Source organism: Neobacillus niacini, from assembly GCF_048572935.1.
GTDB lineage: Bacteria > Bacillota > Bacilli > Bacillales > Cytobacillaceae > Neobacillus > Neobacillus niacini.
In genome coordinates this window covers 564,091-588,389 of sequence record NZ_CP183883.1, presented here as the reverse complement: position 1 = coordinate 588,389, position 24,299 = coordinate 564,091, and the positions used below count along the sequence as shown (strand labels likewise).

20 protein-coding genes and 2 pseudogenes are annotated in these 24,299 nt (G+C 38.6%); 14 read left to right on the top strand and 8 right to left on the bottom strand.

All coding sequences use genetic code 11. From position 1 onward, the window contains the following. Positions 1-80 precede the first annotated feature (80 nt). Together moaC and ACN6MT_RS02585 are read left to right on the top strand one after the other, a co-directional pair. Positions 81-578, top strand: coding sequence for a cyclic pyranopterin monophosphate synthase MoaC (gene moaC / locus ACN6MT_RS02590; protein WP_063253360.1), 498 nt, complete (start codon positions 81-83; stop codon positions 576-578). Between the two features lie 31 nt (positions 579-609). Continuing rightward, positions 610-1,263: a redox-sensing transcriptional repressor Rex gene (locus ACN6MT_RS02585; RefSeq protein WP_419954706.1), complete on the top strand. Its 654-nt coding sequence runs from the start codon at positions 610-612 to the stop codon at positions 1,261-1,263. A gap of 46 nt (positions 1,264-1,309) precedes the next feature. Here the strand turns inward: ACN6MT_RS02585 and ACN6MT_RS02580 are convergent, their stop codons facing one another. Both ACN6MT_RS02580 and ACN6MT_RS02575 read right to left on the bottom strand, forming a co-directional pair. Further along, positions 1,310-1,510, bottom strand: coding sequence for a YdiK family protein (locus tag ACN6MT_RS02580; RefSeq protein ID WP_063253362.1), 201 nt, complete (start codon positions 1,508-1,510; stop codon positions 1,310-1,312). Beyond that, on the bottom strand, positions 1,507-2,229 hold the full coding sequence (locus tag ACN6MT_RS02575; protein WP_419954705.1) for a CPBP family intramembrane glutamic endopeptidase: 723 nt from the start codon (positions 2,227-2,229) through the stop codon (positions 1,507-1,509). The genes ACN6MT_RS02580 and ACN6MT_RS02575 overlap by 4 nt, the downstream gene beginning before the upstream one ends. Before the next feature lie 282 nt (positions 2,230-2,511). On the opposite strand from ACN6MT_RS02575, the gene groES reads away from it, so the two are divergent. The 3 genes from groES (at position 2,512) to ACN6MT_RS02560 (ending at position 6,485) form a co-directional block, all read left to right on the top strand. Further along, positions 2,512-2,799: a co-chaperone GroES gene (groES, locus tag ACN6MT_RS02570; RefSeq protein WP_283863119.1), complete on the top strand. Its 288-nt coding sequence runs from the start codon at positions 2,512-2,514 to the stop codon at positions 2,797-2,799. A gap of 53 nt (positions 2,800-2,852) precedes the next feature. Beyond that, positions 2,853-4,484 carry a chaperonin GroEL gene (gene groL / locus ACN6MT_RS02565; RefSeq protein WP_419954704.1) on the top strand — a complete coding sequence of 544 codons (1,632 nt, stop codon included), beginning with the start codon at positions 2,853-2,855 and terminating at the stop codon, positions 4,482-4,484. 432 nt (positions 4,485-4,916) lie between these two features. Beyond that, on the top strand, positions 4,917-6,485 hold the full coding sequence (locus ACN6MT_RS02560; RefSeq protein WP_419954703.1) for a BCCT family transporter: 1,569 nt from the start codon (positions 4,917-4,919) through the stop codon (positions 6,483-6,485). A gap of 66 nt (positions 6,486-6,551) precedes the next feature. Here ACN6MT_RS02560 and ACN6MT_RS02555 read toward each other — a convergent pair whose 3' ends face one another. Next, a complete protein-coding gene (locus ACN6MT_RS02555; RefSeq protein ID WP_419954702.1) occupies positions 6,552-7,346 on the bottom strand; it encodes an IclR family transcriptional regulator in 795 nt (264 codons plus the stop codon). Positions 7,347-7,543: 197 nt separating this feature from the next. On the opposite strand from ACN6MT_RS02555, the gene ACN6MT_RS02550 reads away from it, so the two are divergent. From ACN6MT_RS02550 to ACN6MT_RS02540, 3 genes are read left to right on the top strand one after another with little or no spacing between them, the layout of a single operon-like run. After that, positions 7,544-8,887, top strand: a complete 1,344-nt coding sequence (locus ACN6MT_RS02550) for a lyase family protein (protein ID WP_419954701.1) — start codon at positions 7,544-7,546, stop codon at positions 8,885-8,887. Next, a complete protein-coding gene (locus tag ACN6MT_RS02545; RefSeq protein ID WP_419954700.1) occupies positions 8,868-10,394 on the top strand; it encodes an aldehyde dehydrogenase family protein in 1,527 nt (508 codons plus the stop codon). Before ACN6MT_RS02550 ends, ACN6MT_RS02545 begins: the two co-directional genes overlap by 20 nt. A 27-nt stretch (positions 10,395-10,421) precedes the next feature. Next, a complete protein-coding gene (locus ACN6MT_RS02540) occupies positions 10,422-11,585 on the top strand; it encodes a Zn-dependent alcohol dehydrogenase (protein ID WP_419954699.1) in 1,164 nt (387 codons plus the stop codon). 46 nt (positions 11,586-11,631) lie between these two features. Here ACN6MT_RS02540 and ACN6MT_RS02535 read toward each other — a convergent pair whose 3' ends face one another. Beyond that, positions 11,632-12,381, bottom strand: coding sequence for a MurR/RpiR family transcriptional regulator (locus ACN6MT_RS02535; protein ID WP_419954698.1), 750 nt, complete (start codon positions 12,379-12,381; stop codon positions 11,632-11,634). A 161-nt stretch (positions 12,382-12,542) separates the two neighbouring features. Between ACN6MT_RS02535 and ACN6MT_RS02530 the strand changes: the two genes are divergently transcribed. The 5 genes from ACN6MT_RS02530 to ACN6MT_RS02510 all read left to right on the top strand — a co-directional run bounded on the left by ACN6MT_RS02530 (position 12,543) and on the right by ACN6MT_RS02510 (position 19,030). Beyond that, the gene (locus ACN6MT_RS02530) at positions 12,543-13,337 is read left to right on the top strand and encodes an SDR family oxidoreductase (RefSeq protein ID WP_419954697.1); all 795 of its coding nucleotides are present in this window, start codon (positions 12,543-12,545) and stop codon (positions 13,335-13,337) included. A gap of 37 nt (positions 13,338-13,374) precedes the next feature. Next, a complete protein-coding gene (locus ACN6MT_RS02525; protein ID WP_419954696.1) occupies positions 13,375-14,886 on the top strand; it encodes an FAD-binding oxidoreductase in 1,512 nt (503 codons plus the stop codon). 14 nt (positions 14,887-14,900) lie between these two features. Next, positions 14,901-16,331 carry an FGGY-family carbohydrate kinase gene (locus ACN6MT_RS02520; RefSeq protein ID WP_419954695.1) on the top strand — a complete coding sequence of 477 codons (1,431 nt, stop codon included), beginning with the start codon at positions 14,901-14,903 and terminating at the stop codon, positions 16,329-16,331. A 120-nt stretch (positions 16,332-16,451) separates the two neighbouring features. Further along, positions 16,452-18,017, top strand: a complete 1,566-nt coding sequence (locus ACN6MT_RS02515) for a BCCT family transporter (protein ID WP_419954694.1) — start codon at positions 16,452-16,454, stop codon at positions 18,015-18,017. A 209-nt stretch (positions 18,018-18,226) separates the two neighbouring features. After that, the gene (locus ACN6MT_RS02510; protein ID WP_419954693.1) at positions 18,227-19,030 is read left to right on the top strand and encodes a fumarylacetoacetate hydrolase family protein; all 804 of its coding nucleotides are present in this window, start codon (positions 18,227-18,229) and stop codon (positions 19,028-19,030) included. Positions 19,031-19,366: 336 nt separating this feature from the next. Here the strand turns inward: ACN6MT_RS02510 and ACN6MT_RS02505 are convergent, their stop codons facing one another. Next, positions 19,367-20,269 (bottom strand): LysR family transcriptional regulator, encoded by a 903-nt coding sequence (locus ACN6MT_RS02505; RefSeq protein WP_419954692.1) that lies wholly within the window; start codon positions 20,267-20,269, stop codon positions 19,367-19,369. 953 nt (positions 20,270-21,222) lie between these two features. Here ACN6MT_RS02505 and ACN6MT_RS02500 point away from each other — a divergent pair. After that, a complete protein-coding gene (locus ACN6MT_RS02500) occupies positions 21,223-21,930 on the top strand; it encodes a hypothetical protein (RefSeq protein ID WP_419954691.1) in 708 nt (235 codons plus the stop codon). Between the two features lie 203 nt (positions 21,931-22,133). Here ACN6MT_RS02500 and ACN6MT_RS02495 read toward each other — a convergent pair. The 3 genes and pseudogenes from ACN6MT_RS02495 to ACN6MT_RS02485 form a co-directional block, all read right to left on the bottom strand. Further along, positions 22,134-22,631 (bottom strand): annotated as a pseudogene (locus ACN6MT_RS02495) (branched-chain amino acid transport system II carrier protein); the annotation flags it as partial. A gap of 156 nt (positions 22,632-22,787) precedes the next feature. Beyond that, a pseudogene (locus ACN6MT_RS02490) lies at positions 22,788-22,886 on the bottom strand (site-specific integrase); the annotation flags it as partial. 77 nt (positions 22,887-22,963) lie between these two features. Continuing rightward, positions 22,964-24,133, bottom strand: coding sequence for an MFS transporter (locus ACN6MT_RS02485; RefSeq protein WP_419954690.1), 1,170 nt, complete (start codon positions 24,131-24,133; stop codon positions 22,964-22,966). Between the last annotated feature and the right edge of the window lie 166 nt (positions 24,134-24,299).

The window sequence follows — 24,299 nt, the reverse complement described above, 5'->3', positions numbered from 1 at the left end:
GTAAATTCGTCATCATTCGCTCAAAGTTTCACAGACAAAATGTTAAAAATATAGTATGATTTTGTGGGAGGATACTGTTTATGTCTGAATTTACTCATTTTAACGAAGAAGGAAGAGCGAAAATGGTGGACGTTAGCGATAAGCCAGAAACGGCTCGTACGGCACTTGCTCATTCCAGCATTACGGTTAGTAAAGAAATATATGATAAAATAACAAATAATGAAATGAAAAAAGGCGATGTTCTTGCAGTAGCACAAGTTGCTGCGGTAATGGGGGCAAAGAAAACGTGGGATTTAATCCCGATGTGCCATCCTATACCTTTGACGGGAGTTAATATATCATTCTCATGGGAAAAGGAACACGATGCCGCTTATACATTGAATATTTCAGCTGCTGTCAAAACAAAAGGAAATACAGGTGTTGAAATGGAAGCGTTAACAGCTGCTTCCACATGCGCACTTACTGTTTATGATATGTGTAAAGCAGTAGATAAAGGTATGGTTATTGGAAAAACCTATTTGGTTGAAAAAACTGGTGGGAAAAATGGGGATTTCCACCGAACCGAACAAGTTAGATAAATGAACAACTTTTTATGAGGGGTGGGAGAGTATGAGTAACGAAACAATGAAAATACCACAAGCGACAGCGAAACGGCTGCCCTTATATTATCGATTTTTAAAGAATCTTCACTCTTCAGGTAAACAGAGGGTTTCTTCTGCAGAATTAAGTGAGGCAGTGAAGGTGGATTCAGCAACGATTCGCCGGGATTTTTCTTATTTTGGTGCATTAGGGAAAAAGGGATATGGCTACAATGTCAACTACCTATTAACCTTCTTTCGAAAAACACTGGATCAAGATGAATTAACAAAAGTAGCGTTAATTGGGGTAGGTAATCTTGGAACTGCCTTTCTAAATTATAACTTTTTAAAGAATAATAATACAAAGATAGAATGTGCGTTTGATGTGGATCCGAACAAAATGGGAACGACAATCCGGGATGTACCCGTGTACCATATGGATGAGCTTGAGAAGGTATTAAGCAATGATGATATTCATGTTGCAATCCTGACGGTACCTGCTCCAGTCGCTCAGGTGATTACAGATCGACTTGTAAAATCCAATATTAAAGCGATATTAAATTTTACCCCTGCACGTTTAAATGTTCCTTCATCCATAAGGGTCCATCATATCGATTTGGCCGTCGAATTACAATCACTTATCTACTTCCTGAAACACTACCCAACAGAGGAAATAGAAGAATAAAGGAAAAGCCTTTTCACATGAAAAAGTGAAAAGGCTTTTTAAATGATTATTTTTTTATTTTGTCTTTATACCGATTGTAAAAGAAAATCATTCTTAAACCAGATCCGAAATCGAAAGTCGCTAGAATAACGAGCAGATAACTGAAGAACCCCCATCCGTTTAGGGTGACATCTTCAATTGCAAAATAAGTAAATAAACAGCCGAGCACGATATAAATAATCCCGGAAAACAAGGGTGAACGTCTCATAGAAAGCCTCCGATAAAGTTTTGAATAGCTTCTGCCTCACGAATGATTTCATTAATTTCATCTTTATAAACTGACTGAATAACGACAACTAATGTATTCATCGCAACATGGGCAAAAATCGGTACAAGGATATGTTTTGTTTTTACATAAAGAAATGCAAAAGTGAAGCCCATTGCGGAATAGAGCAGTATATGATGCGGCTCCATGTGGGCTAAGGCAAAAACAACAGAACTGATTAACGCTGAGAAGAAAAAGTTAAGTCGTTTATGGAGAGTACCGAAAATAATTTTTCGAAAAACAATTTCCTCTAATATGGGGCCAATTACCGAACTTACTAAGATGGCCAGCGGAAAGGATTCGATGATGGTAAGAATTTGCTGTGTGTTTTCTGAGCCCATCTCAACCCCGATAAGCCGTTCAATATTTGCAGCGAGAGCTTGTGCGAATAAAGCTAGAAATACCCCAAATACAGCCCAGACGGCGGCAAAGCCAAAGGAACTGCCCCTTTCATTCAATCCTGATTTCTTCATTTCTGTTCTTAAAACGAACAAAATGATGATTAGAGCAAGGGTGAAGCTGAAAATTAACCAGTAGGGAACAACGAGCCCTTGATTCATCCCTAAATAGCCAAATAGGAACATCAGTCCAGGAATTCCTACTAGGCTTGATAACTGCATGGCTATATAGACAATTAAAATAATCCAATATTCCCTTTTCAAATTAATAAATCTCCTTTAGGCAGCTAATGAAAATATTTTACCCTATTCTTCATTCTACTAATAATGGCAGGGTTGTTTCAATTTTAAAGATTCTCTTTAAAAACTATGTATATTCCTGCTTGTAAATCACATACTTGTAAGGTTGCAAAAAATTATAAAAAATTACTGCTTCATACTTGCAAAATTTTTTTCCATTTATTATTATAAGAATTGTGTTAGCACTCATGTTAAGAGAGTGCTAATAAGTCAGAATTACATATCTATTTGAGGAGGTTGTTTGATTTGTTAAGACCACTAGGTGATCGTATTGTCATTGAGCTTGTCGAATCAGAAGAAAAAACTGCAAGCGGTATCGTGTTACCAGACTCAGCTAAGGAAAAGCCTCAAGAAGGAAAAGTTGTTGCCGTAGGTACAGGCCGAGTGCTTGAAAGTGGCGAACGTGTTGCTCTTGAAGTTTCTGTAGGCGATCGTATTATCTTCTCAAAATACTCTGGTACAGAAGTGAAGTTTGAAGGAAACGAATATTTAATTTTACGCGAAAACGATATCCTTGCTGTAGTTGGACAATAAGGATTTTTTAAAAACAATATTGAGTTTAAAAAATACGAGGAGGTTTTTTGAACATGGCTAAAGAAATTAAATTTAGTGAAGAAGCACGCCGCTCAATGCTTCGTGGTGTTGATGCGTTAGCAGATGCAGTAAAAGTTACTCTTGGACCTAAAGGACGTAACGTGGTTCTTGAAAAGAAATTTGGTTCACCACTTATCACAAATGATGGTGTAACAATCGCGAAAGAAATCGAATTAGAAGATGCATTTGAAAACATGGGTGCGAAGCTTGTTGCTGAAGTAGCTAGCAAAACAAACGATGTTGCCGGTGACGGAACAACTACTGCAACGGTTCTTGCTCAAGCAATGATCCGTGAAGGTTTGAAAAACGTAACTGCGGGTGCTAACCCAATGGGTATCCGTAAAGGGATTGAAAAGGCAGTCACTGTAGCAGTTGAAGGCTTAAAGGCTATTTCTAAGCCAATCGAAGGCAAAGAGTCTATCGCACAAGTTGCTGCTATTTCTTCTGATGATAGAGAAGTAGGACAACTAATTGCTGAAGCGATGGAGCGTGTTGGTAACGACGGCGTTATCACAATCGAAGAATCAAAAGGCTTCACAACTGAGTTAGATGTGGTTGAAGGTATGCAATTTGACCGCGGATATACTTCTGCTTACATGGTAACAAACACAGATAAAATGGAAGCTGTATTAGAAAATCCATATATCTTAATCACAGACAAAAAAATCTCAAGCATTCAGGAAATCCTTCCTGTCCTTGAGCAAGTGGTTCAACAAGGCAAACCATTATTGTTAATTGCTGAAGATATCGAAGGTGAAGCACTTTCTACTTTAGTATTGAACAAACTTCGCGGAACATTCAATGCAGTTGCTGTTAAAGCTCCTGGCTTTGGTGACCGTCGTAAGGCAATGCTTGAAGATATCGCTGCATTAACTGGCGGTGAAGTAATCACTGAAGAGCTTGGCCGTGAATTGAAAACTACTACAATCACATCTTTAGGACGCGCTTCTAAGGTTGTTGTAACGAAAGAAAACACAACAATCGTTGAGGGTGCTGGTGCAACTGAAGAGATCCAATCTCGTGTTAACCAAATCCGTGTTCAATTAGAAGAAACTACTTCTGAATTTGACCGTGAAAAATTACAAGAGCGCTTAGCTAAATTAGCTGGCGGTGTAGCAGTTATCAAAGTTGGTGCTGCAACTGAAACTGAATTAAAAGAGCGCAAACTTCGTATCGAAGACGCTTTAAACGCAACTCGTGCTGCGGTTGAAGAAGGTATCGTATCCGGTGGTGGTGTTGCCCTTCTTAACGTATACAACAAGGTTGCTGAAATCCAAGCTGAAGGCGATATCCAAACTGGTGTAAACATCGTTTTACGTGCGATCGAAGAGCCAGTTCGTACAATCGCTCACAACGCTGGTCTTGAAGGATCTGTAATCGTTGACCGCTTAAAGCGCGAAGAAGTTGGAACAGGCTTCAACGCTGCTAGCGGTGAGTGGGTAAACATGATCGAAGCTGGTATCGTTGACCCAACTAAGGTTACTCGTTCTGCACTTCAAAACGCAGCGTCTGTAGCAGCAATGTTCTTAACAACTGAAGCAGTTGTTGCTGACAAGCCAGAACCAGCTGGTCAAGGCGGAATGCCTGACATGGGCGGTATGGGTGGAATGGGCGGCATGATGTAAGGCTTTTGAGCCAAGCATCTGAGAAATAGTTTATTGCTATTTCTCCTTCATTCTGTGAAGTAGTCAGTGAAAAATTTATATCTATATCAAAAACCACTTCCTATTAAATTAGGGAGTGGTTTTTTTCTTTAACATAAAGGATAATTTCATGTTTCTCATGTAAATTAGTAAATTCTTATATATTTATTGGCTGTTATTAAGCAGTAATTTACAGAATTATCTCAAAATATATTAATTATTTATTGACACAATTTTCTGTCCCTTCTATAATCAAAACAACAGGTTCACTACGTGCACTTTAAGTTCATAATGCGAACAGACTGATGGAATAAGGAGGGCTGAGCAAAACCTTATTGGCAAATTAGAAATACTACATCTTAAGAAAAATATTTAGAAATGTAAGCGATATCTCAAGTGAGTGGGGGAAGAATTTTGAATAATATCAGACATGCAGTTTTTTGGCCGCCTTTTCTATTGTTAATCGGGGCATCTATCTTAAGTTTCACGAATAAGGAAAGCTTTATAAGTATGACGACGAATGCAAATAATTGGGTGATTGCAAATTTAGGCTGGTTATTTAGCTTAGGCGGTTTACTTATGGTTGGTGGATGTATTTTTGCTTACTTTTCACCGCTTGGAAATGTTCGAATTGGTGGGGAACATGCGAAACCGATGCTAAAATTCTCGAATTGGTTTGCCATTACCTTAACTACTACCATCGCCACTCTTACCTTTTGGAGTATTGTAGAGCCAATCTACCATTTATCCACACCACCGGAATCGCTTGGCCTTGATCCGAATAGTCCAGGGGCGGCTTTGTTCTCTTTGTCGACCTTGTATTTGCACTGGACGTTCACTCCATATGCAATCTATTGTGTACCTGCTGTTGTCTTTGCGTTTGTCTATTACAATATGAAAAAACCCTATAGCTTAAGCTCCACGCTTTCGCCGCTTTTTGGTAATAAGATTAATAAGAGTACTTCAACAATCATCGATGCGATTTGTTTGTATACATTAGCCCTAGGAATGGCTGCTTCGATGGGTACTAGTATTTTGACTCTTTCTGGAGGAATCGAACACATAACAGGTATTGGTTCTTCACCGGTATTATGGGGAATAGTCGCTGCAGTTGTGACCGTCACCTTCTTAATCTCAGCAGCAACGGGTTTGATGAAAGGTATTCGAATCCTCTCTGATATCAATATGAAAGCTTTTTATGTCATCTTAGCCTTTGTCTTTCTAGTTGGTCCTATTCCTTTCATCTTAAATTCTAGTACAGAAGCGTTTGGTGTGTACCTTACAGAGTTTTTCAAGAAGAGTTTATTTACGGGGGCAGCAGCCGGTGACCCGTGGCCGCAGTGGTGGACAACCTTTTATTGGGCGAGTTGGTTTGCATGGGCGTTAATTTTATCACTATTCCTTGGTAGAATTGCCTATGGGTACAAAGTGAAAACCGTTATATTAGTTAACTTTGTTCTACCAGCAGTATTTGGGATGATATGGATGAGTGTATTTGGTGGAACGGCTATTTCAATGGATATGGTTGATGGCGTCCTTTCAAATGCCCTTGCAACGAGTGGACCTGAAGCCGTCATCTATGAATTCTTCTCTAACTTACCTTGGGCCGCAGTTATTATTCCGTTCTTCTTATTCGTCTTCTTTATCACGTTTGTTACTGCCTGCGATTCCAATGTGGCAGCTATGAGTGGAATCAGTTCAACGGGTATTACACCTGAAAAGCCTGAAGCAGGACTATTGGTTAAAGTTTTATGGGGAATTGCTGTTAGTTTGATTTCTTGGTCCATGATTAGTTTTGCTAGTATCGATGGAGTAAAAATGCTTAACAACCTAGGTGGTGTACCCGCACTATTCTTAGGATTAGTGGTATTTGGATCTCTTGTGAAAATCTGTTTGAATCCGCAAAAATACGATAAAACGATAGGGGAGAAACCTGTCGAAAATTCCAAAGAAACTACGGAAACTCTTCCTAAAGCACTATAGGAAGATAAAATTTTGGGGACAATCCTCCACCGCTTTAACGCTGTAGGATTGTCCCCATTTTTTGATTTAATCAAGATAATTGGTAATTTCTTGGGCAGCATTGATTAAACGGCCGGTTAATGCTGCCATTTTTTCCTTTGTAAATCGAAAGCTTGGACCACAGACACTGATAAAGGCTACCAGATTCTTACTTTGATCAAAAATAGGTGCAGAAATGCCGTTTTCGTTTTCATCCAGTTCTCCAACTGCCATTGCAACTCCATGTTTTCGAACCATTTGAATTTCATTTAGAAGTTCGTCCCGGTTGGTAATGGTTAACGGTGTCATTTTTTCAAGCGATTGTCCCAATAAAATGTCTAGTTCTTCAGGAGGGAGCAGGCTTAACAGTAGTTTCCCATTAGACGTACAATGCAGGGGCAGGTAGGCATTGACATAATCCACTAATCTGACGCTGTGTGCAGGATCTATTTGATCAATGGTTAATGTTCCATAATGTTTCGGTACACTCAGCAAGACAGTTTCTTGGGTTTCTTCCCGTAATTTCTCCATACTTGGACGTGCCCGTCGAATCAGCGGTCCATAATTGGTTGCTTGGGCAGCTAGTCGATTGGCTGCATATCCGAGCTGGTACCCTTTCGTTAACGGATCACGTTCTACAAATCCGAAATTTTCAAGCGTACCAATCAGACGCCAGACAGTGGTTCGATTCATATGGGATTTCTCTGCTAAGTCAGCAACAGATATAGGATTGTTACTATCGGCAACGAGCTGCAGTAATGATAAGGCACGGCCAACTGCTTGAACAGATGAATTTTCTTGTTTATTTTTTTCCTTGTTAAGTAATTCTTTATCCTTTTTCATGCTTTCATTATAGCGTATATGGCTGGACATAATCTAATGTTTTAAATATTTTCAAAAAATTATCATTTTGTGTTTGACATGAATGGTCTTCCATTTTACAATGACATTAAAGTTCCTAATGTGAACATAAGGTTCACAATATGAACATTAACTAAAATTAAATAATAGAAATATAGATTCATTTTGGAGATGGTTTCATGAGGGAAGAAGAGGATCAATTTGGTACCATTGTTATTTCAGAGGAAGCCTTGTACGGTATTCAAACGGTGAGGACCCTGCAAAATCTCTCGTTTTCTGGACGTACACTGAGCCAATATCCTACGTATATCGAATCGCTTGCATTGGTCAAAAAGGCTGCTGCTCTCGCTAATCAGGAAGCAGGAGTGTTTGACGGACAAATTGGAAACGCCATCATTGATGCATGCGACAGCTTAATCAAAGGAGATCATCGGGAGCAATTTCCGATTGATATTCTGCATGGGGGCGGTGGAATAGGCACAAACATGAATGTGAACGAAGTCATTGCCAATCTAGCGAATGAATCCTTAGGACACCCAATAGGAAGCTATACTCCCGTTCATCCTGCCGAACATGTAAACGCTTCTCAGTCGACTTCGGATGTGTGCCATACGGCCATAAGATTAGCTATCTTGAAAAGCTTTCATCCACTATTTGCAGCATTGGACCAACTAGTCGAGGTAATAAAGGCTAAAGAAGGTGAGTTTCAAGACGTGACAACGATTGCACGTACATGCTTGCAAGATGGGATGAGGGTCCAGCTTGGAAAGACCTTCAGCGGGTATTGTCAAGTAATTAAACGAAGGCTCCTTTCATTAGAGGAAGCAGTCACAAAACTTCACTCGATTAATCTAGGTGGTACGGTAATTGGATCAGGGGTTGGAGCTCCAAAAGCTTATCGCAACACAGTAGTATCCAAACTTTGTGAGGTTTCAGGGTTTGAGTTGTCCCATCGTGATAATTTATACGATGCTGCTCAAAACATCGATGACCTAGCTAGGGTCTCAAGTGAAATACGTATACTTGCTTCCTGTTTGCTGAAGTTTGCAAAGGATTTACGACTTCTATCATCGGGTCCGGAAGCAGGTTTTGCTGAAATTCAACTGCCTGCTGTGCAGGCGGGGTCCTCCTTTTTTCCTGGAAAAGTGAATCCAGTCATTCCGGAAACATTGGTTCAATGCTGCTTTCAAGTAATAGGCTGTGATCATGTTGTCCAGACCACACTGGAACATGGAGAATTAGGGTTAAACGTATTTGAAGGGGCAGCGGGTGCCAATATTTTAGATGCTATGGTTATGCTTGAAAAAGCACTTACTACATTTACTGAAAAATGCATTAAGGGAACAGAAGCGAATCGAGAGCGATGTGAGGTGCTAGCCAATAGCTTTATCCCTGTGGTTGTCGAGTTAAAAGAGAAGATTGGCTATACTGCCACTGCTCGATTAGTAAAGGAAAAAGGAAAAGAAGAAATAAAGAATATGATTCAAAATGGAGGGATTGAACGTGACACAAGCAACGAATAGTAAAGTATTTGAAGGAATCGAACAGCCGAAACTGGAATGGGCTAAAGAATGGCTTAAGACAACTAAAAAATTATTTATCAATGGCGAGTGGTTGGATAGCACAAGCGGACAAATCATTGAATCCATCAATCCGGCAAATGGAAAAGTGATTGGAACTTTCCAAGTGGCTTCAAAAGCGGACGTAGACCAGGCGGTATCGGCTGCACGCGAAGCGTTTGAACATGGAGCTTGGAGCACCGTTTCTCGTAAAGAGCGTGCCAAAATTTTACGGAAAATCAGCGATTTAATGGATCAGCATCGTGCTGAATTGGCTACGCTTGAGACATTGGATAACGGGAAGTTATACACGGAATCCTATCATGATGCAGTAGGAGAAGCCGTTGATATTTTTGAATATTATGCAGGCTGGACAGACAAATATTATGGGGAAAACAATCCTGTTGAAGGGAATTTCTTAAGCATTACAACTAGAGATCCGATTGGTGTGTGCGGTCAAATCCTTCCTTTCAACTTCCCGCTGGATATGGCTGCATGGAAGCTCGCACCTGCATTAGCGATGGGCAATACGGTTCTTTTAAAGCCGTCAGAAAAGACATCTTTTTCGGTAATTCGTCTGTTCGAATTAATTGATGAAGCCAACATTTTACCAACTGGAGTCATCAACTTACTCCTTGGCGATGGAGGAACAGGAGAAAATATTTCTACCCATATGGGTGTGGATAAGGTTGCCTTTACGGGAAGCACGCAAATTGGGAAGAAGCTTGTCCACAATTCAGCTGACTCAAACTTAAAGCCTGTTTCTCTTGAACTTGGAGGAAAATCTCCAAACATTATCTTTAATGATCCACCAAATCTTGATCAAGCGATTGAGCGTTCGTTTTATGGATTGTTTACACATAAAGGGGAGAAATGCTCGGCTCCAACTCGTTTGTTTGCACATGTGGATGTATACGACAAAGTGGTTGAAGACATTGCGAAACTGGCCAAAAGCTATGTAGTAGGCGACCCATTCGATCCAAACAGCCACCAAGGTGCGCAGATTTCTGAAGCACATATGGAACGAATTTTAAGTTACATCGAAAGTGGAAAAAGCCAAGGTGCTAGATTAGTAGCTGGTGGAGAACGGGATATGACAGGAGAAAATGCAAATGGTTTCTTCATCCTTCCAACAATCTTTGCTGACGTAGATAATAAGATGAAAATAGCCCAAGAGGAAATCTTTGGACCTGTGCTTTGCATTATTCCTTTTGAAACAGAAGAAGAAGTTATTGCCATGGCCAATGATACCATTTATGGTTTGGGTGCTGGTCTATGGACGAATGATGTCTCCAGGGCACATCGAGTGGCCAATAAGCTTCAAGCAGGTATGGTTTTTGTGAATAAATATGGATGTTATGATTTTGCCAGTCCGTTTGGCGGCTTGAAACAAAGTGGATGGGGGAAAGAGTACGCGATTCATTCCCTAGCATCTTATACAAAACAAAAAGCGATTTGGTTTGCTTACTAAAAATTCCGAGGACACGGGGGAACTAAGATGAAAATGAAAGCTGCAGTCATGACGGGTGTTGGAAAACCGTTAGAAATCCAAGAGGTGGAGCTTGCTGCACCAAAAGCGAATGAGGTACTTGTTAAAATTGAAGCAACAGGAGTCTGCCACAGCGATTTAAATGCTTTAGGAGATGAAACAACCCCTAAGCCAACCATCCTTGGCCATGAAGGAGCAGGGATTGTTACAGCGGTTGGATCCAATGTAACGAAAGTAAAAGTGGGCGATAAAGTGGCGTTAAGCTGGGCTCCATATTGCGGGACCTGCGAGTTTTGCGTAACAGGTAATGTTCATTTATGTGAAACGGCATTTGGTCCAATGTTTGAAGGAACTCTTTTGGACGGGACCTCTCGTTTAAGCAAGGATGGAGAAACGATTTATCACAATTCGTTATTGTCTACCTTTGCAGAATATACCGTTGTACCGGAACTTTCATGTGTAAAGATTCCTGATGAAATGCCGCTTGCTCAAGCGTCGTTAATCGGCTGTGGTGTGGCGACTGGTTACGGTGCTGCCGTCCATGCTGCCAAAGTAACGCCAGGTTCGACCGTCGCGGTATTTGGAATCGGTGGAGTTGGTGTCAATGCAATTCAAGGGGCACGTATTGCAGGTGCGGCAAAAATTATTGCTTGCGATATGAAGCCTGCTAACCTAGAAATCGCAAAAAAATTCGGTGCGACTCATACGATCAATGTCGCCGAACAAAATGCGGATGAAGCGTTAAAAGAGCTTACAGGCGGACTCGGTGTACATTTTGCAATCGACTGTACCGGTCACACAGGAGCGACTGAAAGTGCGTGGAAAGGAACAAGAAAAGGCGGCACCGTTGTTGTTGTTGGAGCTTTCAACCCAGCTATGGCACTCCAGTTGCCAGCAGGTGGATTCCATCGCGTCGGAAAAATCTTAAAGGGAAGCTTCTATGGAGATACACAGCCATATCGTGACTTCCCTACCATTGCCCAGCTTTATTTAGATGGCAAATTTATGCTCGATGAACTTGTACTCGATCGTATTCAGTTAACGGATATTAATCAAGCCTTCGATAGCTTCCATGACTGCAATTGCATTAACGTCGGCAGAACCGTCGTTGAGTTTTCATCACAAGAACAAAAGGAACTAGTAGATACAGCTGATAGTGTCGTAACAATCTAAGAATATATGAAAACAGACCGTCTGATCATCAGGCGGTCTGTTGAATTTATTCATCCCTACTTGCTGTCTCTCGTTCTGCTAGTAATTTTGCGATAATTTCTTCGATGAAAATAAAGAATACCGTTCGTGTTTTTTCATACGGCAACAACTTTTCATTTTGAGTAGATTGGGTTAAGAAAAAGATATTATCTGCTTTTAAAGTAGATGTATGGTCATATTCCTCCAAAATCAACAATATTTCAGCCCCTTTAACCTTCGCTCCATTGAAGAGGTTTTCAAATGAAGTAAATTTCCCTGTTACTGAAAAAACTATCAAAAGAGTGTCCTCATCAACTAAATGCTTTGCATGATCTTCTCCTTGCGACACTAAAATATTTTTCCCAGAAACAAGAGCGAGCTTATAGGCAAAGTATTCTACACAAATAAAGGATGGCCCTAATCCAAATAGAACGATTCGGTTGTACTTTTTAAAAAGGGTAATAAACTCATCCACTAATGCATGGTCAAAATTTTCAATAAAGTGTTTTAATCGTTCCAATTCACTAGAAACTATCTTGTCTTCCTGAATGATGGACTGTCCACCGAAAAATTGCTTATATTGTTTAAAACTATCAAAGCCAAGTTTTCTTACAAGCTTGGATACTTTTGATGGAGACACTTCACAAAATTCAGCTGCCTCTAATATTTTTAGCTTTTCATTATCCTTTATCACTTCAGTGAGTTTATTATGGACCGAAAGCTCCAGGTCATTTAATTTGTTTAAATTAATATTTATGGTCTCTCCCTCTCTTCTCATTTAGTGCTTAATGAAAGCATATCACAATGGAAAATTTTCCACAATATAATAAATAATTTAAAAAAATAGAAAATTTTCTATAGAAATCGTTTACAAGTGGAGGTGTTTATAGTAAATTAACGTTAATAATATTAAAAACTTTCTAGAAGAAGGGTTAAACAATGACTACTAAATTAGTTGATATCAAAGACTTCTCAATGAATTATTTTAGTTTAAAAGGTAAAGTGGCGATTATCACTGGAGGGAATTCTGGATTAGGGCAAGGCTTTGCTTTAGCACTAGCAAAGGCAGGGGCAGACATTTTTGCGGTCAGCGTCGCTAGTGACAATGATGAAACTAAAAACCTCATAGAAGCAGAGGGTGTTCGGTATCATCTCATGATTGCGGATGTGACTCAAGAAGGGGCTTGTCAAAGGATTACAGAAGAATGTATCTCTACTTTTGGAAAAATCGATATCCTCATGAATAACGCAGGAATTTGTATTAATGAACCAGATGTAACCAAATTTACTAGACTTCAATGGGATAAAATGGTCTCCATCAATTTAACGGCAGCTTTTGAATTATCTCATGAAGTGGCGAAATTCATGATTCCACAACAAAGCGGGAAAATCATTAACACTTGTTCTTTGTTTTCCTACCTTGGGGGTCAATGGTCACCAGCCTATGCGGCAACGAAACATGGGTTAGCCGGTTTTACTAAAGCCTATTGTGATGAACTAGCACAATATAATATTCAGGTAAACGGAATTGCACCTGGATATTTTGCAACGGCGGTTACAGCAGAGACAAGAGCGAACTCTGAAGCGAATCAACGGATCTTAGATCACATTCCAGCTAATAGATGGGGTAATATCTTAGATTTAATGGGAGCAGTTATTTATTTAGCTTCAGACGCTTCTAACTATGTAAACGGTACTCTCATAAATGTGGATGGTGGCTATTTAGTCCGATAAAGGAATATAGAAACGGATTGTAAAGGAGAATGCAACAATGACAAATGAACAATTAGTAAAAGAAGGAATGAAGTTAGTGAAAGAGCAGTTATTGAAAGAATTAGAGTCTATTGTTTCACTAGAACAAATTAATACGGATCATGAAGCACTCTATGACGCAGCGGCTGATCGTTATAAGAAGTATGCAAAAGCGAAAAAAGTCTTGGATGTTCCAATGCCAATGGCGATTGTATATCCACACTCAACAGAAGAAGTTAAGGCCCTTCTGCAGTTCTGCAATAAGCATAAGATCAATGTGATTCCTCGAAGCGGGAAAACAGCTACGGAAGGCGGTCTTGAAAACTGGAAAGAAATTGCAGTCGTCATTGATGGCTCAAGAATGAATCAAATCATTAAAATTGATCCATATAACATGCAAGCAACGGTTCAGGCGGGTGTCAAATTACAAACGTTAGAAGATGAGTTACGTAAAATAGGCTACACAACAGGTCACTCTCCTCAGTCAAAGCCAGTTGCACAATTTGGCGGCTTATTAGCAACAAGAAGTATTGGCCAATTCTCAACCCTTTACGGTGCGATTGAAGACATGGTTGTAGGCTTAGAATGTGTGTTCCCAGATGGACATATTTCCAGAATCAAAAATGTTCCAAGAAGAGCGGGCGGACCAGATATCAGACACATTGTCATCGGTAACGAAGGAACCTTATGCTACATTACTGAAGTGACAGTAAAGATTTTTAAATACTATCCAGAAAACAATGTTTTCCATGGTTATTTAATCAAGGATGTAGATACAGGTATAAATATATTAAGAGAAGTAATTACTAACGGTTTTAGACCATCTGTTGCACGTGTCTATTCCGAAGAAGATGCAAGACAGCATTTTTCCCATTTCTACAAAGACAAATGCGTGTTGATTTTCATGTCTGAAGGGCCAAAGGGTATTGTTAAGGCAACGAATGAGGCGATTGAAGAAGCAGTTGCTAAATTCCAAGAGGGCATTGTTGAAAAGGTAGAAGACCAATTCATCGAAAATTGGTTCAATAACTTGAATTGGACGCAAGGGCATATTGATCATGAAATCCAAACGATGATTAATCAACATAAGCATGATGGCTATACAACGGAAGTTTCCGCTGACTGGGAAAGCATCACAAAGATTTATCATAATGTGATGAAAAGAGTAAAAGAAGAGTTTGACAGAATTGAAGATATCACCATGCTTGGAGGCCACTCTTCCCATAGCTATCTAAATGGAACAAATATGTATTTTGTTTATAACTATACTATTAATTGTGCGCCAGAGGATGAAATGAGAATTTATCATCATCCTATACAAGCCATCATTGTTGAAGAAACTTTAAAGCTTGGTGGATCCATGTGTCATCACCATGGTATTGGAAAATACCGTAGCGAGTGGACACTTGAAGAGCACGGTTCCGCTTACTATATGCTGGAAAAACTAAAGGAAGCGTTTGACCCAAATGGCATCATGAATTTCGGTACCATTTTCCCTCAGGAAGAAGGCCTTAAATATATAAAAGGTTGATATAGGGTGATTATATGAACAGATATGTAATGGGGATTGATAATGGCTCGCAAAGTACAAAAGTGGCCATTTATGATGTGGAAGGTAATGAAGTTGCCTTTGGATCGTATCAATTAAAAGAAACCTTATCCCCTGAACCAGGTGTCGTCATCCATCCTGATGATGATTTATGGGACAGTGTGTATGGAGCAATTAAAAAATGTCTGGCTAATTTTTCTGGCAATCCGAAAGAGATTGCTGGAATTGGCCTTTGTACCATTAGATGTTGTCGTGTGTTGTTAAATGAAGATGGACATCTAGCTTATCCTGCCATAAGCTGGATGGATTCCCGTCTGAATCAACCATATATCCATTCTGATGATCAGGTCAAATATGTCACGACTACTTCAGGGTATCTAGGCTTTCGGTTAACTGGAGAATTTAAAGACTCCGCTGCCAATTATGAAGTTCATTGGCCGTTGGATCGTGAAACGCTTGATTGGTCACCGGACGAGGAAGTATTTAAGGCTTATGGGTTAAAGAGTGAGATGGTCTTTACTCTTGTCAAACCAGGTGAAAGGATGGGGACACTTCGACAAGAACTAGCGGAAGAGTTTGGTTTGAATCAAGGTGTACCGGTAGTAGCAACAGCCAATGATAAAGCGGTAGAGGCGTTGGGATCAGGAATCAAGGACGACGGAAGCATCATGATTTCTCTTGGAACCTTCATTTCTTCCATGCTGCTAAGAGATGTATACAAGGAAAATGCGGTTAACTTTTTCCCAACGCTTGCCTGCATTCCCTTTAAATATGTTTATGAATCTAATGGAATTCGTCGAGGGATGTGGACCGTGAGTTGGTTTAAAAAGCTGATTGGCGAAGAACTCGTTACAGAAGCGGCAAAGTTGGGTGTATCAGAAGAGGAATACTTAAATAGGAAAGCACAAGAGGTTCCGGTGGGCAGTGACGGCTTGATTACCATTTTAGACTGGTTATCGACACCTTCAGAACCCTATCGAAAAGGGATTATGATGGGTTTTGATCAACGCCATACTAAATTCCATATCTATCGTTCAATTTTGGAAGCGATTTCCTATAACATTAAGAACAATATTGAAGATATGTTATCTGAAATAGATGTCACATTAAAGGATGTAGTTGTTATAGGCGGAGGCTCGAAAAGTGATGTCCTGATGCAAATCATTGCCGATCTGTTTGGATTACCGGTACATCGACGTAAAGGCAGCAGTGTCGCCTGTCTAGGAGCAGCAATCTGCGTCTGCCAGCATTTATCTATTTATAATGATTTCTATGAAGCGGCAAAAATTATGGTAAAAACGCAAAATACGTTTTTACCGAAGCACGAAAATCACGTGCTTTATAATACCGTTAATGAATCGATCGTTAAACAGGTGAGAAAGTATACAGATGAAATTTTAAAACTTACCTATCCAATCTTCAACTAGGATTTATTTTTTTGAGTCATCAAGAAGCCGGAACATACCTAGTGATAAAATGCTTGGTATATTCCGGCGACAAATATATAGGGGTATTTCTAAATTTTTTAAAAATAAGGGGGAATATGGATGAAAAATTTGAGACACAGTGTTTTTTGGCCTCCGTTCTTGTTATTGATTGCTGCCGCTTTATTTAGCTTTTTCAACCGAGAGGGCTTCATTAAAATGGCAACGGATGCCAATAACTGGCTACTTGCGAATGTCGGTTGGTTATTTAGTCTAGGCGGCTTAATTATGCTGATAACGGTAGTAGGGGTCTATTTCTCACCACTTGGGAAAGTGAAAATTGGCGGAAAAAATGCAAAACCAATGCTTAAATTATCTAATTGGCTGGCAATTACTCTATGTACGACTATCGCATCAGGTGTAACTTTTTGGGGAATCGTTGAGCCCATCTACCATGTAACGGCTCCACCTGAGTCTTTAGGAATCGAGCCAAACAGTGCAGCTGCTGCTATTTTCTCGATGTCAACGATGTATCTTCACTGGACGGTTACTCCATATGCTATATATTGTGTTCCTGCACTTATGTTCGCTTTTGCTTATTATAATATGCGTAAACCGTTCAGCTTAAGTTCAACGCTGTCACCGCTTTTTGGGGAAAAAGTATTTGGCGGTTGGGGAAAAACGATAGATGCCTTATGTTTATATACATTGGCACTTGGAATGGCTGCAGCCATGGGAACGAGTATTTTGAACTTAGCAGGTGGAGTGAATTATCTATCAGGTATCGCTAGTAATCCAGCACTTTGGGCTATTATCTCTTTCGTGGTTATGGTGACATTTATTCTTTCTGCTTCTACTGGTTTGATGAAAGGAATTAGAATTTTATCCGATATAAATATGAAAGTGTATATTGTGATCGTCCTATTTATGTTTGTTGTAGGACCATCAGCTTATATTGTTAATCTTGGTACTGAATCTTTTGGAAACTTTTTAACCAATTTCTTTGAAAAAAGCTTATTTACAGGAGCTTCATCAGGTGACCAATGGCCTCAATGGTGGACTGTTTTTTATTGGGCTAACTGGTTTTCGTGGGCAGCGATTACGGCATTGTTCCTTGGAAGGATATCCTATGGTTATTCAGTAAGAGCTTTTATTATGGTTAACTTCGTTTTCCCTTCAGCTTTCGGTGGATTATGGATGACCATTTTTGGCGGTACAGCAATTCACAAGCAGATGACTGAAGGAACCCTAGGGGATATTTTGACTAATTCAGGTCCTGAATCCGTTTTATATGCAGTTCTATCTGATTTACCGTTGTCTAGTTTAGTAATTCCTTTTTATTTATTTGTTGTCTTTATCTCTTTCGTCACTGCTTCCGACTCCAATATCTCAGCAATGGGCGGAATCAGTTCGTCTGGTATTACGCCTGAAAGCCCTGAAGCAGGCTTGGGTATTAAAGTTGTTTGGGGAGCTGCAATCGGAATCATCTCTTGGATCATGATCAGCTTCGCTAAAATTGACGGAATCAAAATGCTTTCGAACCTAGGAGGCGTACCCGCACTCATATTAGGGCTGTTAACCGTCTTTGCCTTAGTGAAAGTAGCGAAAAATCCAGAAAAGTATGATATTGCAAGCAGAGACCAGAACAATGAAGGTCAGGATAAAGAAGAATTGAAAAAAGTAATGTAACTTTTTGAACATTTGAATTTGAGAGGGGTCTCAGTTATGGGGCTCCTTTTAAGTGACTTTATTTAGAGATTGGTTCGGTTTAAGAAACTTTGTTAGCGAAGACAGTAATAAAAAAAAAGGTGGAGTTCAATAAAAAGTAAGAAGAACAATATGAATTAATCAGCAAACAGGGTTCAATTCATTAAGTGAATAAGGGAGTCGATCTGGCGATGGTGACGCAGGTACTACAAAAAACGCAAACAATAGTTCGTTATCAAAATCAAAGCAGTAAAGTATTTTACGGGATTGTTCATGGCGAGGAAATTTTACAATTGACTAGCAATTTTACTGAAATTGTTAACAATAAACTAATATATGACGGCATAAGAGTTAAATATAGTGATGTCAAGATTTTGGAGCCAGTAGTTCCCTCAAAAATTGTTAATTTTGGCTGGACATATGCTGAGCATGCTAAAGAGACTGGAGGTACAGCTTATCTTAAGGAACCGTTTTTATTTTTAAAGCCTACATCGTCTGTGATTCCGGATCATGGTGAAATTATTCTTCCTCCAAGTGGTTTAACTGCGCAGGTGGAAATGGAGGGAGAGGTGGCCGTTGTTATTGGAAAACGTGGCAAAAATATAAAAGAAGAAGAGGCACTGGAATATGTTTTTGGCTGTACTGTATTTAATGATGTAACTGCAAGAGATCTTACCAAAACTGATCCTCAGTTTACACGCGGAAAAGGTTTCGATACCTTTGGCCCGTTAGGTCCATGTATTGTGACAGGTATAGATCCAACAAATTTACGAATAATAACAACTCTAAACGGCAAAGTTGTACAAGATGGTAGCACTAATGAGATGACACTATCAATTCCTTTCCTAATTAGTTGGGTTTCACAGGTTATGACACTAGAGCCGGGTGATGTTTTAGCTACTGGTTCACCTTCTGGAAGTTGCCCAATGAAGTCAGGCGATACTGTAATTGTTGAAGTAGAGCAGATCGGTAAACTTTGTAACTATGTAAAATAGGAAATACAAATAACGAATTTAATGGATATAGATTAAAGTATTTTTTGCAATCAAAGTGCTAACATTTTGCTAACGCAATCCAGTGAAAACCCCGTTAAGGATGTTACAGAAAAAAATAGAAAAAGCTTGATAAAACACACTTTTTGCACACATCTTTAAAGATACTACATATTCTCACCTTAGGGGCGGCATGATGTAATAAGGGATTAAAACCCTGCTATATCAAAGTGTCGATTCGTTAACTTAAATGCTTTTTCCATAAATCAATAAAAGAAATAACCAATAACTAGAAAAGGCCTTTCATCAGTTTGCTGAACTGTTGGGTGGCCTTTTCTGCTAATATACGAAGAAAAATGTCGGTATTAATGTAAGGGCAGGGGTAGATAAGGATTCCCCTTTTTTATAACTGACTAATACGTGATTCTTATAAACTGGGTTCCCTAAAGTGTAGAAAATAGAATCAGTAATGATATTATCCCGGGTAACCACACTTTCAGGAATGATGGTTAAACCAACACCACTATTTGCTAACCGGAATGCACTTTCGATATTCTGCGTTTCAATTTCGATATTAGGATTAATGGAGTATTCTTTGAATATTTCATCTGTGAGTCTTCTTAAACCATGCCCCTTTTTAAGTAAATTAAATTTTTCCCCGTCCAGAAGATGGGGATTAAATGGAATATGGGCAATTGGTTTCTTATCAGGATTATAATGCTTATGGGTAGGGGGAATAACAAGATAAAGTTTTTCTTCATAAAGAATGTCGTAGACAATTTCCTGATTAAATATAGGAAGCATGTTTAAACATATATCAATTTTCCCCTCCAAAAGTAGAGATTCCATATCATTCGCAGCTTCCTCAACCAGTTCAATTTCAATCCCAGGGTAATTCAAGATGAACTCAGGTAGGATATTATAGAGGGTGTGAGAACCTAATATTGGGTTTATACCAAGCTTTAACTGCCCTTTTTCCATATTAGAGATTGACTCAATTTCATGCTGCAATTTTATATATGTCTGTTCTATTTCATTCATATATGATAAATATCGTTCCCCTGCATATGTGAGCGTTAAAGGATTTACTCTCCGGTTAACTAGCTCAATTCCTAGTTCATCCTCCAAATTCTTAATATATTTACTAAGGTATGGCTGTGATATATATAAGGCCTTGGCAGCATGTGAGAAATTCCCGTATTCAGCAATTGACTTTAAATATCTTCCGGAAAGATCTTTCATCTTTCTATAGCCCCCTTATAACCTATTTATCATATTTACAATTTCTAATAGGATAGTGATATGTGAAAACTAGTCGAATTTTGTATTTTCGGGGAAATAATATGTAGTTTTTGCTGAATTATTCACCGAAAAAATATATTGGTTCAAGATGAATGATACTATAGCGTCACGTTATATAACCAATCCTCAGGATGAAACTGTTAAAAGACCATGTCGTTTTTCTGCGGTTGAGAATTTAACCAAAAAAGAAGAACCGTTTTAATCGGAACTTCTTCGGAAGGAGCTAAATAGTTCTTTTTGTTTATCGTATCGATGGGCGATACGTCTTATAAATATGATATTAAAGAGTTATATCGCCACCTGATACGGCCAAACCTCAGAATATTAATTGGTAAGGAAAGGGGATAATCTTCTCTTTTTTATTTATATCGCTAGATGATATGACTACATCCATCATCCCTCATTTTTAGTTTAAGAAAAAATATAGAAAGGGCTTTAAAAGCCTCTTTAATCAATTATCAAATATCTTATTTTTTTCGAATCTCAGTTATAAATGACCTGTCTACCCCTAGTCTTTTAGCTGCATTTCTTGCCCAACTACTAGACTTCTTAACGCCTCAATCACTGATTGATTTTTCTTCATTAGGTGCTCTCAATTCAGCAATTTCTTTATTACTGTTTTCAAGGCTTGAAGTAATATTTTCTTTTTTAATTGCCAATTCGTCTTTTACATCAGTGTTCAGTAGTCTTTATTCTATCGTATCACTGGGCGATATGATTTTTGAATCGGACAATTAAAGAGACATATCGATCTCCGATACGGCCAAGCTTCAAGACATTACTTCGCAGGGAACGGGTATAATCGTTTCCTTTTATTTATATCGCTAGGTGATATGGCTCTTGAAAATTCATCAATAACCCTTCATATTTATTTATAAAAAAGGTGGTCAGTTATGCGAAATGATATTCAACCGTTTGAGCGCTCTTTCACTTCCAAGGAAGTAGCTGAAGAAGCTGGGATTGCAACACCTACTGTTCGGAAATATGGCCAAATTTTAGAGCGAAATGGCTATGAGTTTTTAAAAGAGGGCGATCGGCGTATCTTTGTTCAAACCGATATTGAAGCACTTATAGCGTTACGCGATACGGACAAGCCTCTAGACAGTACGGCTAAAGATCTTGCATATCAACAAAAAGAAAGATTAGAAGGATTAAATCAAACAGAGATTGCAATATCTGATTCATATGCCAATTTCCCACAAGATCCCAGTCATTTAAAAGAGATGTTAGCGTATTTAACCAGTGAGCTCGCTGCTACACGTGAAATGAATGTCCAAGTAATAAACGATATAACCGAACTTAAATCCACGGTTACCGGGCTAAAGCAGGATCATCATCACTTAAGTTCGAACATTTCAAATTCAGCTCAAAAAACCCAAGCTAGGATTGAGAAATTATCTGAACAGGAAAACATTCATTATGAAACATTGCTGGAACAGGAAAAACTAAAGAACGAATATTTACAAAGTGAATTACAAAATCTCCGAGAAGAAATGAAAAAAGAATGGCTTTCACAAAATGACTTTAATAAACGCTTAGAAAAAGCCATTCAAAGACCTAAAGATAAATGGGAGTGGATTTTCTCCATATTCCGTAAATAAGGTTCTTAATTATAGACTCTAGTTATGCTCCTAATTTCAAAGGCATCTCTTAAAAAAATTCGACAGGCTTTCAACCAATTTTGGCTGGGGTCTTTTTTGTTTAATAAAAATCGTTTAATACACCAGAACCACTATCTCCATATTCATAAAAAAGAGATCTAGGCATTATTCCTAGATCTCTTTTTAAAATATTTATTTATTAATCAATCTAGTTTTGGATGATTAGGAATGAATTTCACTCGTAATCGGCTGCTGCCGTACCCTATGAATCCTCCAACAATAGCTGGAATCATCCACCTTAGTCCGACCTCGTACATAGGAAGAATTGCATTAAAGAAATGATTAATAGATGAAAAGTGTATACCAGCTCCATTTAATCCATCAAAGAAACTAACAATAAATGTTAATAGTAAGCTTCCTTGATAAACTTCAGGTTTACCTTTAAATAAAGAATGAAAAAATGTTAGGAAAATTAAAACAATAGCTAATGGGTAAATAGCTGTTAATACAGGTACAGAAATAGCAATTAACTGTGTTAGACCAATATTAGCAACTATTGCACTAAAAATAGACAAACTAATAGCAAATGTTTTGTAAGATACCTTTGGAAATAGTTTATGAAAGTATGAAGAACAAGCTGTAACAAGTCCTTTGCTCGTTGTTAAACAGGCTACGATCATCATTAATCCTAATAATATCCCGTGCTAGAGGCTGCCTACCAGGCTTCTCATCATCAGTTTTTAGCTAGTGCTCTCTAGGGAAGATGCAGCTGAGTTAGCAGTTTCCTTTGATAGCCCAATCAAAAATGAACACTTTGAGCTTTCAGAATGGGATTGGCCAATCGACCCAGTTATCTAGTCATCGGTATGAACGAGACGAACCATGATTTGTTCGAGTGACACACTGGTCTCGGCAAGAAGTGATGTATGAGTGTGCCTAAGACTATGCGGTGTTAAATCTTCATAGTCATAAATTTTTTAAATTACCTTGTAGGAAAAGAAATATACATTAAAAGAGCGCAACTTGAAATTACTCAAATTGCGCTTTTTGTTTTATAAGAAGCCTTTTTCTTACTGCTAATAGAAATGACGACAGTTATGAATGATAAGATGATGAATATTCCACCTGCAAATGGATTTAATTCGACTGAAAATGTATCTACAATTCCAGCTCCAATCACTGAACCAACAGCGACACCTAAATGAAGAGCTGAATTATTTAAGCTTTGCTGAATTTCCGATGATTCAGGAGCTATTTCAATCAAATAAGATTGCATGGCCGGTGAAATCGCCCAACTGAGAATCCCCCAAATAATAATGATGATGAGAAATACTGGAGAGAAATCTGTTGAATATGGCAATATAAAGAATATAGCACTAAAAACGACTAGGGCAATAACCATTGTTTTTCTTGATCCCAATAAATCTGCCATTACACCGCCAAGACCTCCACCGACTACAGCAGAAAAACCAAAAATGAAATAGATGACACTAATCCAAGTAGCATTAAAACCAGTGGTTGCTTCTAAATAAGGCTTAAAATAGGCATACATCATCGTATGACCTGTCATATAGAGGAATGTCGTTGTCAGCCCTAATGTGATTTTGTGATTTTTAAATGCTGCAAGCTGCTGCCTCAATGGAATTTGAGGTTTTGGTTGTATACTCCCCATTAATACATGAACGCCAATAATTGATAATGCTGTTAAAATAGTTATAAGTACGAATGGTGCTCTCCAGCCAAAACTATCTCCGATGATAAGTCCGAGCGGTACCCCTAAAACTAACGAAGCACTTACTCCCACAGAGACGATCCCAATGGCCCTGCCTTTATACTGTTCTCCTACTAAGCTAGGAGCCATAACTAAACACAATATGATTAATAGCGCTCCACTTAACGCTAAAATAATTCTTCCTATAAACAAAATAGTAAAAGTAGGTGCAAATACTGTTACGATACAACCAATTAAAAAGATGTACAAGCAAACTAATGTTAGCCGTTTTCTCTCTATTTTAGCTGTCATGACAAGTAAAATTGGCGCTGCAACTGCAAAAATGACAGCAAAAACAGTAATCAGCAAACCGGCTTGGCCGATGCTCACATGTAAATCCTCTGCAATCAAATCTAAGATCCCGCTAATGATCAGTTCAACCAGACCTATAATAAAAGATATAATCATTAAAAAATAAATACGCTTATCCATGTTGTCTCCTTCCTAAATATATCCCACACTATATACTATCTTTTGATGAGAGTTTACTCAAGAATAAGATAATAATGTCACAATAACATAAGTAACCGTAAACTTCTTTTTGGGGTCTTCCATTAGCTTATCAGACTATTGGGGGCCTTTTTCAATGTTTTCAATC

Bases quoted from the DNA above. Each gene is read 5' to 3' on its own strand.
- moaC (WP_063253360.1), top strand. From the start codon at position 81: ATGTCTGAATTTACTCATTTTAACGAAGAAGGAAGAGCGAAAATGGTG.
- ACN6MT_RS02585 (WP_419954706.1), top strand. From the start codon at position 610: ATGAGTAACGAAACAATGAAAATACCACAAGCGACAGCGAAACGGCTG.
- ACN6MT_RS02580 (WP_063253362.1), bottom strand. From the start codon at position 1,510: ATGAGACGTTCACCCTTGTTTTCCGGGATTATTTATATCGTGCTCGGC.
- groL (WP_419954704.1), top strand. From the start codon at position 2,853: ATGGCTAAAGAAATTAAATTTAGTGAAGAAGCACGCCGCTCAATGCTT.
- ACN6MT_RS02555 (WP_419954702.1), bottom strand. From the start codon at position 7,346: ATGAAAAAGGATAAAGAATTACTTAACAAGGAAAAAAATAAACAAGAA.
- ACN6MT_RS02550 (WP_419954701.1), top strand. From the start codon at position 7,544: ATGAGGGAAGAAGAGGATCAATTTGGTACCATTGTTATTTCAGAGGAA.
- ACN6MT_RS02540 (WP_419954699.1), top strand. From the start codon at position 10,422: ATGAAAATGAAAGCTGCAGTCATGACGGGTGTTGGAAAACCGTTAGAA.
- ACN6MT_RS02535 (WP_419954698.1), bottom strand. From the start codon at position 12,381: ATGAGAAGAGAGGGAGAGACCATAAATATTAATTTAAACAAATTAAAT.
- ACN6MT_RS02530 (WP_419954697.1), top strand. From the start codon at position 12,543: ATGACTACTAAATTAGTTGATATCAAAGACTTCTCAATGAATTATTTT.
- ACN6MT_RS02525 (WP_419954696.1), top strand. From the start codon at position 13,375: ATGACAAATGAACAATTAGTAAAAGAAGGAATGAAGTTAGTGAAAGAG.
- ACN6MT_RS02520 (WP_419954695.1), top strand. From the start codon at position 14,901: ATGAACAGATATGTAATGGGGATTGATAATGGCTCGCAAAGTACAAAA.
- ACN6MT_RS02515 (WP_419954694.1), top strand. From the start codon at position 16,452: ATGAAAAATTTGAGACACAGTGTTTTTTGGCCTCCGTTCTTGTTATTG.
- ACN6MT_RS02510 (WP_419954693.1), top strand. From the start codon at position 18,227: ATGGTGACGCAGGTACTACAAAAAACGCAAACAATAGTTCGTTATCAA.
- ACN6MT_RS02505 (WP_419954692.1), bottom strand. From the start codon at position 20,269: ATGAAAGATCTTTCCGGAAGATATTTAAAGTCAATTGCTGAATACGGG.
- ACN6MT_RS02500 (WP_419954691.1), top strand. From the start codon at position 21,223: ATGCGAAATGATATTCAACCGTTTGAGCGCTCTTTCACTTCCAAGGAA.
- ACN6MT_RS02485 (WP_419954690.1), bottom strand. From the start codon at position 24,133: ATGGATAAGCGTATTTATTTTTTAATGATTATATCTTTTATTATAGGT.